14 protein-coding genes are annotated in these 15,430 nt (G+C 63.0%); 1 reads left to right on the top strand and 13 read right to left on the bottom strand.

Annotated features, from left to right (window positions below; genetic code table 11):
* Positions 1-34 precede the first annotated feature (34 nt).
* Entirely contained in the window at positions 35-1,837 is a 1,803-nt protein-coding gene (locus ACLKMW_RS05685; protein WP_415723419.1) for an IlvD/Edd family dehydratase, read from the bottom strand.
* A gap of 142 nt (positions 1,838-1,979) precedes the next feature.
* Between ACLKMW_RS05685 and ACLKMW_RS05690 the strand changes: the two genes are divergently transcribed.
* Positions 1,980-2,432, top strand: coding sequence for an SRPBCC family protein (locus ACLKMW_RS05690; RefSeq protein WP_415723420.1), 453 nt, complete (start codon positions 1,980-1,982; stop codon positions 2,430-2,432).
* A gap of 127 nt (positions 2,433-2,559) precedes the next feature.
* Here the strand turns inward: ACLKMW_RS05690 and ACLKMW_RS05695 are convergent, their stop codons facing one another.
* The 12 genes from ACLKMW_RS05695 to ACLKMW_RS05750 form a co-directional block, all read right to left on the bottom strand.
* On the bottom strand, positions 2,560-3,717 hold the full coding sequence (locus ACLKMW_RS05695; protein ID WP_415723421.1) for an Mrp/NBP35 family ATP-binding protein: 1,158 nt from the start codon (positions 3,715-3,717) through the stop codon (positions 2,560-2,562).
* A gap of 258 nt (positions 3,718-3,975) precedes the next feature.
* Complete coding sequence (locus ACLKMW_RS05700) at positions 3,976-5,403, bottom strand: gamma-aminobutyraldehyde dehydrogenase (RefSeq protein ID WP_415723422.1); 1,428 nt, start codon at positions 5,401-5,403, stop codon at positions 3,976-3,978.
* A gap of 20 nt (positions 5,404-5,423) precedes the next feature.
* A complete protein-coding gene (locus ACLKMW_RS05705) occupies positions 5,424-6,239 on the bottom strand; it encodes an ABC transporter permease (protein ID WP_415723423.1) in 816 nt (271 codons plus the stop codon).
* Positions 6,229-7,179, bottom strand: coding sequence for an ABC transporter permease (locus tag ACLKMW_RS05710; protein ID WP_415723614.1), 951 nt, complete (start codon positions 7,177-7,179; stop codon positions 6,229-6,231). The genes ACLKMW_RS05705 and ACLKMW_RS05710 overlap by 11 nt, the downstream gene beginning before the upstream one ends.
* A 14-nt stretch (positions 7,180-7,193) precedes the next feature.
* Positions 7,194-8,192: an ABC transporter ATP-binding protein gene (locus tag ACLKMW_RS05715; RefSeq protein WP_415723424.1), complete on the bottom strand. Its 999-nt coding sequence runs from the start codon at positions 8,190-8,192 to the stop codon at positions 7,194-7,196.
* Between the two features lie 174 nt (positions 8,193-8,366).
* Positions 8,367-9,521, bottom strand: a complete 1,155-nt coding sequence (locus ACLKMW_RS05720) for an ABC transporter substrate-binding protein (RefSeq protein WP_415723425.1) — start codon at positions 9,519-9,521, stop codon at positions 8,367-8,369.
* Positions 9,522-9,653: 132 nt separating this feature from the next.
* Entirely contained in the window at positions 9,654-10,565 is a 912-nt protein-coding gene (locus ACLKMW_RS05725; protein ID WP_415723426.1) for a LysR substrate-binding domain-containing protein, read from the bottom strand.
* A 15-nt stretch (positions 10,566-10,580) separates the two neighbouring features.
* Entirely contained in the window at positions 10,581-11,501 is a 921-nt protein-coding gene (locus tag ACLKMW_RS05730) for a DMT family transporter (RefSeq protein ID WP_415723427.1), read from the bottom strand.
* A 119-nt stretch (positions 11,502-11,620) separates the two neighbouring features.
* Positions 11,621-11,884 (bottom strand): hypothetical protein, encoded by a 264-nt coding sequence (locus ACLKMW_RS05735; protein WP_415723428.1) that lies wholly within the window; start codon positions 11,882-11,884, stop codon positions 11,621-11,623.
* A 66-nt stretch (positions 11,885-11,950) separates the two neighbouring features.
* On the bottom strand, positions 11,951-13,243 hold the full coding sequence (locus ACLKMW_RS05740) for an amidohydrolase family protein (protein ID WP_415723429.1): 1,293 nt from the start codon (positions 13,241-13,243) through the stop codon (positions 11,951-11,953).
* Positions 13,240-14,184 carry an ABC transporter permease gene (locus ACLKMW_RS05745; protein WP_415723430.1) on the bottom strand — a complete coding sequence of 315 codons (945 nt, stop codon included), beginning with the start codon at positions 14,182-14,184 and terminating at the stop codon, positions 13,240-13,242. The genes ACLKMW_RS05740 and ACLKMW_RS05745 overlap by 4 nt, the downstream gene beginning before the upstream one ends.
* A gap of 178 nt (positions 14,185-14,362) precedes the next feature.
* Positions 14,363-15,412: an ABC transporter permease gene (locus tag ACLKMW_RS05750; RefSeq protein WP_415723431.1), complete on the bottom strand. Its 1,050-nt coding sequence runs from the start codon at positions 15,410-15,412 to the stop codon at positions 14,363-14,365.
* Positions 15,413-15,430 lie beyond the last annotated feature (18 nt).

Below are 15,430 nucleotides of genomic sequence, written 5' to 3' on the forward strand. Positions count from 1 at the left end.
GTGGTCCGCTCGTGGAGAGCGTTAAGCCGCCACCTCAATGGTTGTCGCGCGGAATGCCCTTCGCCTGCGCCACGCGCTGATATTTGACCGCCGGTTTCAGCACCATACCATCGGCCAGTTGATCGACCATGCCGCGCTGGATTTCCTGCCACGGCGTCTGATGATCCGGGTAGCGGTAGCCGCCGTCATTCTGGAGTTCGGCGCGCCGGCGTGTGATTTCGTCATCGGTGACGAGGATGTCGGCCGTGCCTCGCCTCAGATCAATGCGCACCCTGTCGCCTGATCGCAACAGCGCCAATCCGCCGCCGGCAGCGGCTTCCGGCGAGGCGTTGAGGATGGATGGCGAACCGGAAGTGCCCGATTGGCGGCCATCACCAATGCAGGGCAGCGAATGCACGCCCTTCTTGATGAGATAGGCGGGCGGCTGCATGTTGACGACTTCGGCGCCGCCTGGATAGCTGACCGGCCCTGCCCCGCGCATGAAAAGCACGGTGTTTTCGTCGATGCCGAGCGCCGGATCGTCGATGCGGGCGTGATAGTCTTCCGGCCCGTCGAACACCATCGCCGTGCCTTCGAACGCCTCCGGGTCCTTCGGATTGGAAAGGTAACGTTCGCGGAATTCAGGTGAGATCACGCTGGTCTTCATGATGGCGCTGTCGAACAGATTGCCCTTCAGGTTGATGAAGCCGGCCTCCTCTTTCAGGGGATTGGCAGCCGAACGGATCACCTCTGGATTGAGGTTTTCGGCATTCGCGCAGTTTTCCCCGATCGAGCGGCCGTTCACAGTCATGGCATCGGGATGCGGCAGAAGGCCGGCCTCGAGCAGTTCCTTCACAACCGCCGGCACGCCGCCGGCATGGTGATAGTCCTCGCCGAGATATTCGCCGGCCGGCTGAAGATTGACCAGCAGCGGAATCTTGTGGCCGATCGCCTGCCAGTCGTCATTGTCGAGCTTCACGCCGAGGTGACGGGCGATGGCATTGAGATGGATCGGCGCGTTGGTCGAGCCGCCGATCGCTGAATTCACGACAATGGCATTCTCAAAAGCCTCGCGCGTCATGATATCGGAGGGCTTCAGATCCTCATGGACCATGGCGACGATGCGCTTGCCGGTTTTGTAGGAAATCTGTCCGCGCTCCCGGTAGGGCGCCGGGATTGCCGCCCCGCCCGGCAATTCCATGCCGAGCGCCTCGGCAAGACTGTTCATGGTGGTGGCCGTGCCCATCGTGTTGCAGTAGCCGACCGAAGGCGCCGACGAGGCGACGATCTCCATGAACTCGCTGTAGTCTATCTCGCCGGCGGCAAGAAGCTGGCGCGATTCCCAGATGATGGTGCCGGAGCCCGTGCGCCTGCCCTTGTGCCAGCCATTGAGCATCGGGCCGACCGAAAGCGCGATCGCCGGGATATTGACGGTCGCCGCCGCCATCAGCAGCGCCGGCGTGGTCTTGTCGCAGCCAATGGTCAGCACCACGCCGTCGAGCGGATAGCCGTAGAGCACCTCGACCAGGCTCAGATAGGCAAGGTTGCGGTCAAGCGCGGCGGTGGGGCGCTTGCCGGTTTCCTGGATCGGGTGGCAGGGAAATTCCAGCGGGATGCCGCCGGCCGCCTCGATGCCGGCGCGGACTCGCTTGGCAAGTTCAAGGTGATGGCGGTTGCAGGGCGAAAGGTCCGAGCCGGTCTGGGCGATGCCGATCAGCGGCTTGCCCGATTGCAGTTCCTCGCGGGTCAGCCCGTAGTTGAGATAGCGCTCCAGATAGAGCGCGGTCATGCCGGGATTGTCGGGATTGTCGAACCATTCCTGCGAGCGGAACTTCTTTCGCGTGGCGGCACCGGTCATGGCATCCTCCCGAAATGCGGTGACCGATGGATATGGCAAGGCGGCATCGCCGGCAAGTGTGGGTGGGTTCCGGCACTTTGGTTCGATAGACAGGCGCGGAGGTCTGGGTTACGTCTTCAATTGTTTCAGCCGGGAGGAAGACATGGCTCTCGTCATCGAAGGCGAAGAACAGATCACGGCCCCCATCCAGAAAGTGTGGGAAGCGCTGAACGATCCCGACATACTCAAGGAGTGTATTCCAGGTTGCCAAAGCCTGGAGATGAAGTCGCCGACCGAAATGGCGGCAACCGTCGTCCTGAAGATCGGCCCGATCAAGGCGACCTTTGCCGGCGAGGTGACGCTGAAGAACCTGAAGCCCCCGCACTCCTACACCATCGTCGGCGAGGGCAAGGGTGGGGTCGCCGGCTTCGCCAAAGGCGGGGCGGACGTGACGCTGACGGAGGACGGGCCCGACACCACGGTGCTCAAATACGAGGCCAAGGCCGATGTCGGCGGCAAGATCGCCCAGCTCGGCAGCCGGCTGATCAGTTCGACCTCAAAGAAGCTCGCCGGACAGTTTTTTTCCAGCTTCAACGAGAAGGTGAGCGCGGGGTAGCGCGGCGGCGTCATCCGCCGACCGAGCGCAAGCGGAGGAAGCGCCGGATCCAGTCCGTGACGGCGAAGATCGGCCGCAACGGCTCTCGATCTGCTGCCGCTCCCGCTGGTCTCCGGAGTACGTTCGCCTATTCGAACACGATGCTCGGAACAGTCGATTCGGCGGCGCCGCGCTCTTGCTTGATGCGCTCCCAGACCTTGGAGGCGATGTCGCGGTAGATTTTCGCTTCCGGCCCATCTGGTCTGGAAGCGACGACCGGCGCGCCGGCATCCGAGCTCTCACGAATGCCCATTTCAAGCGGCACCTCGCCAAGGAAGGTGACGCCCAGCCGTTCGGCTTCGTTCCTGGCGCCGCCATGACCGAAGATGTCGTAGCGCTTGCCGGTATCCGGAGCGATGAAATAGCTCATGTTCTCGACGATGCCGAGAAGCGGCACCTCGACCTTCTTGAACATGTTGAGCCCCTTGCGCGCATCGATCAGGGCAAGGTCCTGCGGGGTGGAGACGATCACCGCGCCGGCCAGCGGCACCTGCTGGGCCATGGTGAGTTGCGCATCGCCGGTGCCGGGCGGCATGTCGACCACCAGCACGTCGAGCGGACCCCACTCGACCTCGCGCAGCATTTGCGTGAGCGCCGACATGACCATCGGTCCGCGCCAGATCATCGGCGTTTCTTCATCGACGAGGAAGCCCATCGACATGACCTTGAGGCCGTAGTTCTCCATCGGCTTCAGCACCTTGCCGCCAACTGTCTGCGGGCGGCCGGAAATCTTCAGGAGGCGCGGCATCGAGGGGCCGTAGATATCGGCATCCAGAACGCCAACCTTCAGCCCGTTGGCCAGAAGCCCGAGAGCGATGTTTACGGCGGTGGTCGACTTGCCGACGCCGCCTTTGCCGGACGCGACGGCGATGATCGCCTCGATGCCCGGCACGCCGCGCTTGCCCTGCTGGTGGCCGGCAGGCGCATGCGGCGCGGCAGGTGCCGGCCGGGGTGCGGCCGGGCGCGGCTGAACCGGGGCTTCCATGCCGCCGCCCTTCTTTTCGGCCGTCAACGCCACCATTGCGCCGGCAACCCCCGGAATTGCCTTGACGACGCGTTCGGCCGCCAGACGCAACGGCTCCATTTCCTTGGCGCGGGCAGCAGGCACGGTGATCGAGAAGAATACCTTGCCGTCAGCGATGAAGATGTCGGAAACCAGACCCAGGCTGACGATGTCTCCAGAAAAATCAGGACCGGTGACAGTCTTCAGATGTTGAAGAACGATTTCCTTGGTCACGCTTGTCATGGCATCCCTTCATTTCGCGCTGCCGAAGCCCAGCCGAATTGCGAAATATTTCCCAGCGTTTCAGATAGTGCAATTCGGGCGGAACACCAAGCTGCCAAAACGGCGCGCCTCCGGCGTTTGCAGATCTGTCTGCATTTCGCAGGCATGCCGTCTCGCTTTGCTCGAAACCGGACGCCTGCCGGCCTTCGCTATGGCTCCGCGCGTTGGTTTCTTCAATCGACAAATCGTTGTCGATTGATCGCCTGCGGCGACCGCTCCTCACCCATGCGCGATCATGACGTGGCGCACGGCCGTGTAGTCCTCCAGCGCATAGAGCGACATGTCCTTGCCATATCCGGACTGCTTCAACCCGCCATGCGGCATCTCGTTGGTGAGCATGAAATGCGTGTTGATCCAGGTGCAGCCATATTGCAGCCGCGAAGCGGTCGCCATGGCGCGGGACACGTCCTTGGTCCAGACCGACGATGCCAGTCCATAGTCTGAATCATTGGCCCAATCGACCGCCTCGTCGACATCCGAAAAGCGCGTGACCGAAACCACCGGGCCGAACACTTCACGGCGCACGATCTCGTCTTCCTGGAGCGCGCCGGCAACCACCGTCGGCTGGTAAAAGAAACCACCGCCTTCGACCTTGTTGCCACCGGTGGTGATCTCGACATGCTTCAACTCGGACGCACGTTCGACAAAGCTGGCGACCCGGTCGCGCTGGCGACTGGAGATCAGCGGGCCGATCTCGTTTTCGGTATCGTCGGACTGATTGTATTTGATGGTCGAGACGGCGGACGACAGGTCGGCGACGAGCTTGTCGTAGATCTTGCCGCCGGCGTAGATGCGGCAGGCGGCGGTGCAATCCTGCCCGGCATTGTAGTAACCAAAGGCGCGCAGCCCGCTCACCACCGCTTCCAGATCGGCATCGTCGAACACGATCACCGGCGCCTTGCCGCCAAGCTCCAGATGGGTGCGCTTGACCGTCTTTGCGGCCGCCTGCAGCACCTTCTTGCCGGTGGCCACATCACCGGTGATCGAAACCATGTTGACCTTCGGATGGTTGATCAGCGTGTTGCCGACGCTTTCTCCGCGCCCGAGCACGACATTGACCACGCCCTCCGGAAGCACTTCGGCCAGGACCTTGGCGAGCTTCAGCGCCGTCAGCGGCGTCTGCTCGGATGGCTTGAAGACGACAGTGTTGCCGCCGGCGATCGCCGGTGCGAGCTTCCAGGCCATCATCATCAGCGGATAGTTCCACGGCGCAATGGAGGCAACGACACCTATCGGATCACGGCGCACCATCGAGGTATGGCCGGGCAGATATTCGCCCGCAACCTGGCCCGGCATGGAGCGAACCGCGCCGGCGAAGAAGCGGTAGCAGTCGACGATGGCCGGGATTTCATCGTTGAGCACGGCATTGATCGGCTTACCGCAGTTCAGTGCTTCCAGCTTGGCAAACTCTTCCGCTTCGGCCTCGATGCGGTCGGCGATCTTCAGCAGATAGGCGGAGCGCTGGGCAGGGGTAGTGCGCGACCAATCGGCGAACGCTTTTCCGGCTGCGGCAACCGCAGCGTCGATCTGCGCCGAACTTGCCTCGGGCAGCTTCAGTATCGTCTCGCCGGTCCTGGGATTGAGGATCGGCTCCTCGGTCTCGGTGCCTTTTTCGAAGCGTGAGCCTAACAGCATCTCGATATCCATGGTTCTCGTCCTTTCAGCTCTTATTTTCCGGCCCCGGCGACCTGGTCGCCATCGCGAGTGAGATAGTAGGCGGCAAGGATCGGCAGCAGCGTCACCAGCACGACGGCCATCGCCACGACATTGGTGACCGGGCGCTGGCGCGGGCGCACGAGTTCTTCCAGCATCCATATCGGCAGTGTCTGCTGCTGACCGGCGGTGAAGGTGGTGACGATGACCTCGTCGAATGACAGCGCGAAAGCCAGCATGCCGCCGGCGAGCAAGGCGGTGCCAAGATTCGGCAGGATCACATAGCGGAACGTCTGGAAGCCATCGGCGCCGAGATCCATCGAAGCTTCGATCAGCGAACCGGAGGTACGGCGGAAGCGGGCGACGGCATTGTTGTAGACCACCACCACGCAGAAGGTGGCGTGACCGAGGATGATCGTCCAGAACGAAAACGGGATCTCGGCAAGATTGAAGGCCGAGCGCAGCGCAATGCCGGTGATGATGCCGGGCAGCGCGATCGGCAATATGACCAGCAGCGAAATCACTTCGCGGCCGAAGAATCTCGTCTGGCTGACGGCTGCGGCGCAGAGCGTGCCGAGCACCAGGGCGATCGCTGTCGAAATCGATGCGACCTGCACCGAGAGCTTCAGCGTCTCCCATACGTCCGGCCGATTCCAGGCAACGGCAAGCCATTGCGCGGTGAAGCCGGGCGGCGGCCACTGATAGCTCTTCTCTTCGGTGGTAAACGCGTAGACGAAGATGATCAGGATAGGCAGGTGCAGGAAGAGCAAGCCCGCCGCGGCCGCGAGTTTCAAGCTCAAGGGAGCCGATTGACTACGTTCAGAGCGCATCGAAGGCCCCCATGCGCTTGGCTCCCCAGAGATAGAAGCCCATGACTACCACCGGCACCACGGTGAAGGCAGCGGCCAGCGGAATGTTGCCGGCGGTGCCCTGATGGGCATAGACCGCCTGGCCGATGAACAGTCGCGACGTGCCGATGATCTGCGGAATGATGTAGTCGCCGAGCGTCAGCGAGAAGGTGAAGATCGAGCCGGCGACGATGCCCGGCAGCGCCAGCGGGAACAGCACATTGCGAAAGGTCTGGCCGGGCGAGGCGCCGAGGTCGGACGAGGCTTCGACAAGGTTTCCGGGCACGCGCTCGAGTGCTGCCTGGATCGGCAGGATCATGAAGGGCAGCCAGACATAGACGAAGACGATGAAGGTGCCGGTAAAGGAAACCGACAGCGAATTGCCGCCAACATAGGGCAGCGACAGCCAGGCATCGAGCAGCCAGGTGAGGTGCAGCTGGGCGAAAAGCCAGGTCAATATGCCTTCCTTGGCGAGGATCAGCTTCCAGGCATAAATCTTCACCAGGTAGCTGGACCAGAGAGGCAGCATGACGCCGAGATAAAACAGCGCTTTCCATTTGCCGCGCGCATAGCGCGCTGCGTAATAGGCGATCGGGAAGGCCACCACCGCCGAGGCGAGCGTGACACAGGCAGCCATGGTGACGGTGCGGATGATGATGTCGAGATTGGACGGCCGCAGCAGTTCGCCGTAGGTCTTGAGTGTGAATTCGCGGTTGATAAGGCCGGAGAACTCGTCGATCGAAAAGAAGCTCTGCAACAGCAGCGCAAACAGCGAACCAAGATAGACGATGCCGAGCCACAAAAGGGGTGGCGTCAGCATCAGCAGCAGAAGAAGCTTCGGCCTGCGCCAAAGCGTATCGGACAGCGCACCAGAGATGCCGCCGCGGCTTGGCAACAGTGCCGGGGCCTCGCTTGCCACCATAGCCGCCTGCGCGCTCACGCCTGCTCCTCCATCAGATGGAGTTGGTCGCGATTGAAGGTGAGAACGACATGATCGCCATCTGCGGGCAGCGCAGTGCCGGCGGGCATGGTGGCGTGCAGCCTCAAGCCATCGGCGTCGAGCGCGAGCTTGGTGGCGGCGCCGAGATAGTGCCGTGAAACGACGCGCGCCACCACGCCTTCGCCGGTTGCTCCAGGGGCTACACGGATGGATTCGGGACGGAGGCTGCCCCAACGGCGCTGGCCGCAACAGCGCTGCACGAAGTCCGGCGGCAGCACGTTGGAGGAGCCGACGAAATCGGCGACGAAACGGGAGGCAGGCCGCTCGTAAATATCCTGTGGAGCGCCGATCTGCATGACGCGACCATTGTCGAACACGGCAACCCGGTCGGCCATCGACAGCGCCTCGCCCTGGTCGTGCGTTACGAAGACGAAGGTGATGCCGAGCGCGCGCTGGAGAAGTTTCAGTTCCTCCTGCATGTTTTCGCGCAGCTTCAGATCGAGCGCGCCCAGCGGCTCGTCCAGCAGCAGCACCTTGGGCTTGTTGACGAGCGCGCGTGCCAGCGCGACGCGCTGGCGCTGGCCGCCGGAAAGCTGGCCGGGACGGCGCGCGCCGTAGCCCGGCAATCGCACCAGTTCCAGCGCCTCATTGGCTGCTCTGGCGCGCTCCGGACGCGGCACGCCCTTGACCATCAGCCCGTAGGCGACATTGTCGAGCACGTTCAGATGCGGGAACAGCGCGTAGTCCTGAAACACCGTGTTGACGTTGCGGCGATATGGCGGCACGCCTTCGGCGCGCTCGCTGAAGATGGAAATGCTGCCAGCGGTCGGCTGCTCGAAGCCGGCGATCAGTCGCAGGCAGGTGGTCTTGCCGGAGCCGGACGGCCCGAGCATGGCGAAGAACTCGCCCTGCGCGATGTCGAGATCGACCGCATCGACGGCCCTGACTGCTCCGAAATGGCGCGAGACTTTCTGGAAGGTTACGGCTGCGGTCATTGGTTGTCTCGGCAATTCAGGGCTCGTTGCACGGAACTGGCGTCGCTAGGCGCTTACCTCCCCTCGATGGGGAGGACGCGGCGAAGCCGCGGGTGGGGTGAACCGTGACACGCAGAGGTCATTCCACCCCGGCCCTTTGGCCCGACCCTCCCCATCGAGGGGAAGTAAAGAGCGTCACCGCCCGCCGATCACGCCGATATAGTCAGACACCCAGCGGTAATAGGGCACGCATTCGCCCTGTTCGCATTTCGCGACGGGCGTGCGCCAGAACTTGATCTTTTCGAAATCCTCGAAGCCATTGGTCTTGCAGCCTTCGTCGGTCAGAAGCTCGTTGCCCTTGCAGGCCGCCGGCACGGCCGGATTGGAGCCGAACCAGGCGGCGAGGTCACCCTGCACCTTGGGCGACAGCGAGTGCTCCATCCACATATAGGCGCAGTTGGGATGCGGGCTGTCGACATGCATCATGGTGGTGTCGGCCCAGCCCGTTGCCCCCTCCTCGGGGATCGTCGAGGCAACCGGCTGCTTTTCAGCGGCAAGCAGGTTGACCTGGAACGGCCAGGACCCCGACGCCACGACGCCCTCGTTCTTGAAGTCGTCGACCTGGATCATGGCGTCGTGCCAGTAGCGACCGGCGAGCGTGCGCTGAACCCTGAGCAGGTCGAGCGCCGCCTTGTACTGGTCCTCGTTCAATTCGTACGGGCTCTTGATACCGAGCTCGGGCTTGTGGGCCATCAGATAGTTGGCGGCATCGGCGATATGGATGGGACCGTCATAGGCCTGGATGCGCCCCTTGTTCGGCTTGCCGTCGGGCAGGTCCATCGGCTCGAACACGACATTCCAGCTCTTGGGAGCCTCCTTGAATACATTGGTGTTGTACATCAGCACGTTCGGGCCCCATTGGTAGGGAACGCCGTAGTGCACACCATCCACGGTAAACCACGGCGCATTCTGCAGGCGCTCGTCCACCGTCTTCCAACTCGGGATCAGATCGAGGTTTATCGGTTGCACACGCTTGCCCGCAACAAGCCGCAGCGAAGCGTCGCCCGAGGCGGTGACCAGATCGAAGCCGCCCTCGTTCATCAGCGCGACCATCTCGTCGGAGGTAGCGGCGGTCTTGACGTTGACCTTGCAGCCGGTCTCCTTCTCGAAACCCGTGACCCAGTCGTAGGACTTATCGGTCTCGCCACGCTCGATATAGCCGGGCCAGGCGATGATGTTGACCTCCCCCTCGCCGGCGCCGAGCGACTGCAGCATGTCTTGTGCCGGCGCCTGCCCGGAAAACGTCAGCGCCACAGCAATCGCCGTGCAGGATTTCAAAACGGATTTCATGTCAGGCCTCCCATTTTAAGAACCGCGCTGCAGCACGGTCCTGCTCCTCGAACGAGAAGGTGAGCCGAAAAAAAAGCATTCGCAAACGGATTTATCAGAAGGCCGATATCGGTTTTACCGATAGATCGTCGCTCAAGCCCGCTGGCGCGGCTGGCGCTGCGACTGAGCGATGCCTATGAAATCGCGCGCCGCCTGCGGCAGGCTGGAGCCGCGCCGCCAGACCATGCCGACTTGCACGACCGGCAGCGAGCCGGAGATGTCGCGCGACTCGATGCGATCGCCTTCAAGCGACCATGGCCGATAGACAAGGTCGGGCAGCAGCGCCACGCCGGCTCCGGTGGCGACAAGACTGCGCACCGCCTCTACCGAGCGGGTGCGGAAGGCGACATGCGGGCGCGCGCCAAAGGCGGCGAGGAGCTTGCCGGTGTTTTCCTCGATCTCATCGACCGTCAGCATTATCAGCGGCTCGGTGGCAATGTCGTTGATGCCGATGATGTCGGCGCCGGCCAGCGTATGGCCGAGCGGCAGCCACAGGCGGTATGGCGAGACCTCGAGGATTTCGGCCTGCAACGCCAGGCGGTCACGAAGATTGGAGATGACCATCACCGCGACATCGAGTTCGCCACCGATCAGCAGATGCTCGAGATAGTCGCCATTGTCCTCGATTGCCGAGATTTCGATCGAGGGAAAGGCGCGGCGATAACGTGCCAGCAGATCGGAAAGCACATAGCCGGCGACGAGCGAGGTGACGCCAAGTTGCAGGCGCCCGGTCGCAAGCTCCTTGTCGTCGGAAAATGTGCGCCGCGCATCCGAAACATCGGCGAGGATCTTGGTGGCGTGGCGCAGGAACTGGTGGCCCTTGTGGGTGATGTTCAGGCCGCGCGGGTGGCGCTCGAACAATTCGACGCCAAGATCACGCTCCAGATCTTTGATGGCATCGGTGACGGCCGATTGCGAAATGGACAGGTTCTGCGCCGCGCCCGACACGGTGCCCTGCTCGGCCACGGCGACGAAGAACTGCAACTGCCTGATGGTGAACGCCATGGCCCCGTCCCGGCCTCAATGAACGTTGCGCGGCACGTTCTCGGGCGGCACCTCCGTGACGACGTTCTGGCGATGGAAGATGAACAGTCCGGCAACGACGATGATGGCCGAGCCGATCAGCATCTGGCTGTCCGGAATGTCGCCGAAGAACACCACGCCGAATACCACCGCCCATAGCAGCAGAGTGTATTGCAGCGGCGCCAGCGTCGAGGCGGGCGCCAGCTTCAGCGCCCTGGTGATCATCATGTGGGCGGTGCCGGAGACGACGCCGAGCAGCAGCAGCGCGAAGAGATCGAGCGGCCCCGGCGTCTGCCAGGTTCCGATGCTCATAAGCAGTCCGACCACCAGCGCGCCGACCGTCTGCCAGGTGACGAGCGTGACGTCGGGGGTGCCGCGCAGCCGGCGATTGAGGATGAGCATGATCGCGAAGGACAGACTTCCCACCAGCGCGAAAATCGAAGCCGGCGAAAGCGAAGCCGAAGATGGGCGAAGCGCAATCACGACGCCGCAGAAGCCGATGATGATGGCCAGCCAGCGTCGCCAGCGAACCTTCTCGCCAAGGAAGAAGTGCGACAGCGCCGCGACATAGATCGGCGCTGCCATATAGAAGGTCATGACGTCGGCCAGCGGCAGATAGACGACAGCGGCGTAGAAAAGGCCGACATCGGCGGTTGCCATGGAGACGCGAAATATCTGGAGATCAAGCCGTTCCATGCGAAACAGCTTGGCCGTTCCTTGCCGCATCAGCATCGGCCCCAGCACCAGAAAGGCGCCGCAGGAGCGGATGAGCAGCACCTGGCCAACGGAGTAACTCGCCACCAGCCACTTCCCCATCGCATCGTTCAACGCAAAGAAAAAATCGCCGACCAGCATTATGATAACGCCGGCAAGTACGAGATTCGTCTTGGGAAAAGACAGGGCGCGGCGCAGGTTCATGGCTTCTTTCGATTGGGTCGGACCTAACCAGGCAATCGCCCGTAAAGCTCACGCATAGCCCAGCCTGCACCGTGTGGCGAGAGGAAACTACCGATGACCGCCGCACTCCAGACGCATCTTTAGTAGCGGTCGATCCAGCCAGGCCCAGAGCGGTATATGATCATCGGCCGGTGCCATGTATCGAAATCCGAGCGGTAGCGCAGGTCCGCCCGCCGGTCGAGGTCCAGCCTTTGCAGGCATTCGGCAAAGGCATCGTTGCGTTTCATGAAACCATAGGAGCGGCACTGCGCCTCGTCGGCGGCGCGGCGTTCCTCGGGCGTCATGGTGGTGCAGCCGGCAACGAGCGCGACCAGCGCCAGGACCGGCAAAATGCGGGACATCATCGGTCGATCCTCCCTGCCGGTATTCTGGCGGGAAATTGTGGAACTGTTGAGGAAGCCGGTCGCGGACTACCGCGATTGCAGCGGCGTCTTGTGGCGACGATTGACCGAGGCCGGGCGGCCGGCAAGCGAAAGCCGCGTCTCGCGTTTCTCCCGGTTGGCGACGACCTTGCCGCGGGAGATCACGCAAAGCCGTTCGGCACGCAGGCGCAGCGCCTCCACCGGATTGCCGGCATCGAGCACGACCAGGCTGGCGGACTTGCCGACCTCGAGCCCGAGATGATCAAGCCCCATGATCTCGGAGTTGGTTCTGGTGACCATGTCGAAGCACTGGCGCATATCGGCCGGACTGGTCATTTGCGCCACATGCAGGCCCATGAACGCGACATCCAGCATGTCGGCGGTGCCGAGCGGATACCATGGATCGAGCACGCAATCCTGGCCGAAACCGACCTTGATGCCGGCCTTCAGCATCTCCGGCACGCGGGTCATGCCGCGCCGCTTCGGGTAGGTGTCGTGCCGGCCCTGGATGACGATGTTGATCAGCGGGTTCGGACAGGCCGACACGCCGGCTTCGGCAATCAGCGGCAAGAGCTTCGAGACATAGTAATTGTCCATCGAATGCATGGAGGTGAGATGCGAGCCATTGACCCGGCCCTGAAGTCCGAGACGCTGCGTCTCATAGGCAAGCTGCTCGATATGGCGCGAGTTCGGATCGTCGGTCTCGTCGCAATGCATGTCGACCATCAGGCCGCGTTCCGCCGCGATCTCGCAAAGCTCCGTCACCGAGCGGCGGCCATCGGCCATGGTCCGCTCGAAATGCGGAATGCCGCCGACGATCTCCACGCCCATGTCGAGCGCGCGGATGGTGTTTTCGCGGGCATTGGGCGAGCGGTAGAAACCGTCCTGCGGGAAGGCGACAAGCTGGAGGTCGAGATAGGGCGCGAACGTCTTCTTCACGTCCAGCAAGGCTTCTACGGCGAGCAACCGGTCGTCGCAGGTGTCGACATGGGTGCGGATGGCAAGCAGCCCCATCGATACGGCCCAGTCGCAATAGGCAAGCGCTCGCTCCTTGACAGCCTCATGCGTGAGCAGCGGCTTCAACTCGCCCCAAAGCGCTATGCCCTCCAGCAGCGTGCCGGAAGCGTTGATGCGCGGCAGGCCGTAGGAAAGCGTCGCATCCATGTGGAAGTGCGGATCGACGAATGGCTGTGTGACGAGATTGCCGGTCGCGTCGACGACCTCTCGCGCCTCGGCCTCCAGCTTCGGTGCAATGGCGGCGATCTTGTCGCCCTTGATGCCGATATCGGCAATGTCGCCATCGGGCAGAATGCCGCCACGAACGATCAGGTCAAAACTCATCTCTCGCCTTTCTGGTAAGGTATCATCAGCGCCTTGGGATAGGTCGCGCGCCGCGCCACCAGTATCAGCGCCAGGATCGAAAGCGCATAGGGCATCATCAAGAACACCTGATATGGCACGACACCCCCGGACAATTGCTGCAGGCGGACCTGATAGGCATCGAAAGCCGCAAACAGGATGGCGCCGAGCAGCGCCTTGCCTGGCCTCCAGGAGCCGAACACCACCAGCGCGATGCAGATCCAGCCGCGCCCGTTGATCATTTCGAAGAAGAAGGAGTTGAAGGCGGACATGGTGAGGAACGCGCCGCCCACCGCCATCAGCGCGCTGCCGATCATGACGGCGCCGATGCGAACGCCGGTGACGCTGATACCCTGTGCCTCGACTGCCGCAGGGTTTTCGCCGGCGGCCCGCACCGCAAGCCCGACCGGCGTGCGGTAAAGCACCCAGGCGACGACGGCCACCGTGGCGAAGGCCAGGTAAGTCAACGGCGTCTGCGAGAACAGCGCCTCGCCGACGATTGGAATAGACGACAGGCCCGGGATCGGCAGCGGCTGGAACGGCACGATCTTGGGCGGTGTCGTCACTTCCGGCAAGGCCAGCCGGTAGGTGAAATAGGTTAGACTGGTGGCAAACAGCGTAATGCCGATGCCCACCACATGCTGCGACAGGCCGAGCGGCACGGTGAGGGTGCCGTGAAGGAGCCCGAAGCTTGCCCCGGCGATGGCGGCGATCAGCACGCCGGTCCACAGGTCACCACCCGAATAGACGGTGAACCAGCCGGCAAAGGCGCCCACCGTCATGATGCCTTCGATGCCGAGATTGAGCACGCCGGCCCGTTCGCAAATCAGTTCACCCATTGTGGCGAAGATCAGCGGTGAAGCGATGCGGACCGCCGCGACCCAGAAGGAGGTCTGGAAGAGGATTTCGACGGCCTGTTCCATCAGTCCTGCCCCTCCGCGCGACGGTGAAGCACCCCCTCGCCCGGCCTCCGCTTCGCTCGGCCGACTTCTCCCCGAGGGGAGAGGAGACCTGAGACCTTGCCACTTCCCTCTTCTCCCCACCGGGGAGAAGGTGGCCCGAAGGGCCGGATGAGGGGGAATGTCGAGACAAGCGCTGCCATCACTTCCACCTCAACCGAAAGCGCGTCAGCAGAATGGCGGTGACCATGGTCAGAAGCGCGGTGGCCACCATGACCTCGGCAATATAGCTTGGAACACCCACGGTGCGGCTCATGGCGTCGGAACCGACGAAAATGCCGGCGACGAAAATGGCAGCGGCGATGACGCCGAGCGGATTGAGCATGGCCAGCATGGCAACCACGATGCCGGTGTAGCCGTAGCCGGGCGACAGGTCGAGCGTGAGATTGCCCTTGAGCCCGGCCACTTCCGAGAAGCCGGCAAGGGCGGCAAGCCCGCCGGAAAGAAGTGCCGTCTTCATCAGCACCGCATTGACCGGAATTCCGGCGAAACGGGCGGCCTCCGGATTGTGGCCGACCGCGCGCATCTCATAGCCGAGCACCGTCTTCTTCATGACCACCCAGGTGAAAATGGCGGCAATGATCGCAATGACGAAGCCGAGATGCAGCCGCTTGCCCTGGATGATGCGCGGCAATTGCGCCTCCGCGATCACGCGCTGCGATTGTGGCCAGCCGAGGCCCATCGGGTCTTTCAACACGCCTTCCAACAGCATGGAGACGAACAGGATGACGATGAAATTGAGGAGCAGCGTCGTCACCACCTCGTCGACGCCGAAGCGCGTCTTCAGCAGCGCGGGACCCGCCAGCAACAGCGCGCCGGCCGCCATGCTGGCGAGCATTATGAGCGGTATCAGCACGATCGACGGCAGCGGCAAAGCGCCTGTGCCAAGTACCACGGTGACCACACCGCCGATGTAAAGCTGCGCCTCCGCGCCGATGTTCCAGAGCCTGGCGCGGAAGGCGATCGCCACCGCAAGCCCGGTAAAGATCAGCGGCGTGGCGCGCGTCAGCGTCTCGAGGATGGCGAACTGAGAGCCCGCCGCACCCCTTGCAACCAGATAGAATACGGAAAAGGGCGAGGCACCCGCGGCAAGCACCAGCAGCGCGGCGATGACCAGCGTGGCGGCAATCGCGGCGACGGGGAAAAGCAAGGTGACGCCCAGCGACGGAGCAGGTTTCGGCTCAAGCCGCATGACGTACTCCGCGCAAAT

Origin of the sequence: Borborobacter xinjiangensis (genome assembly GCF_047739745.1) — a bacterium.
Lineage (GTDB): Bacteria > Pseudomonadota > Alphaproteobacteria > Rhizobiales > Rhizobiaceae > Pseudaminobacter.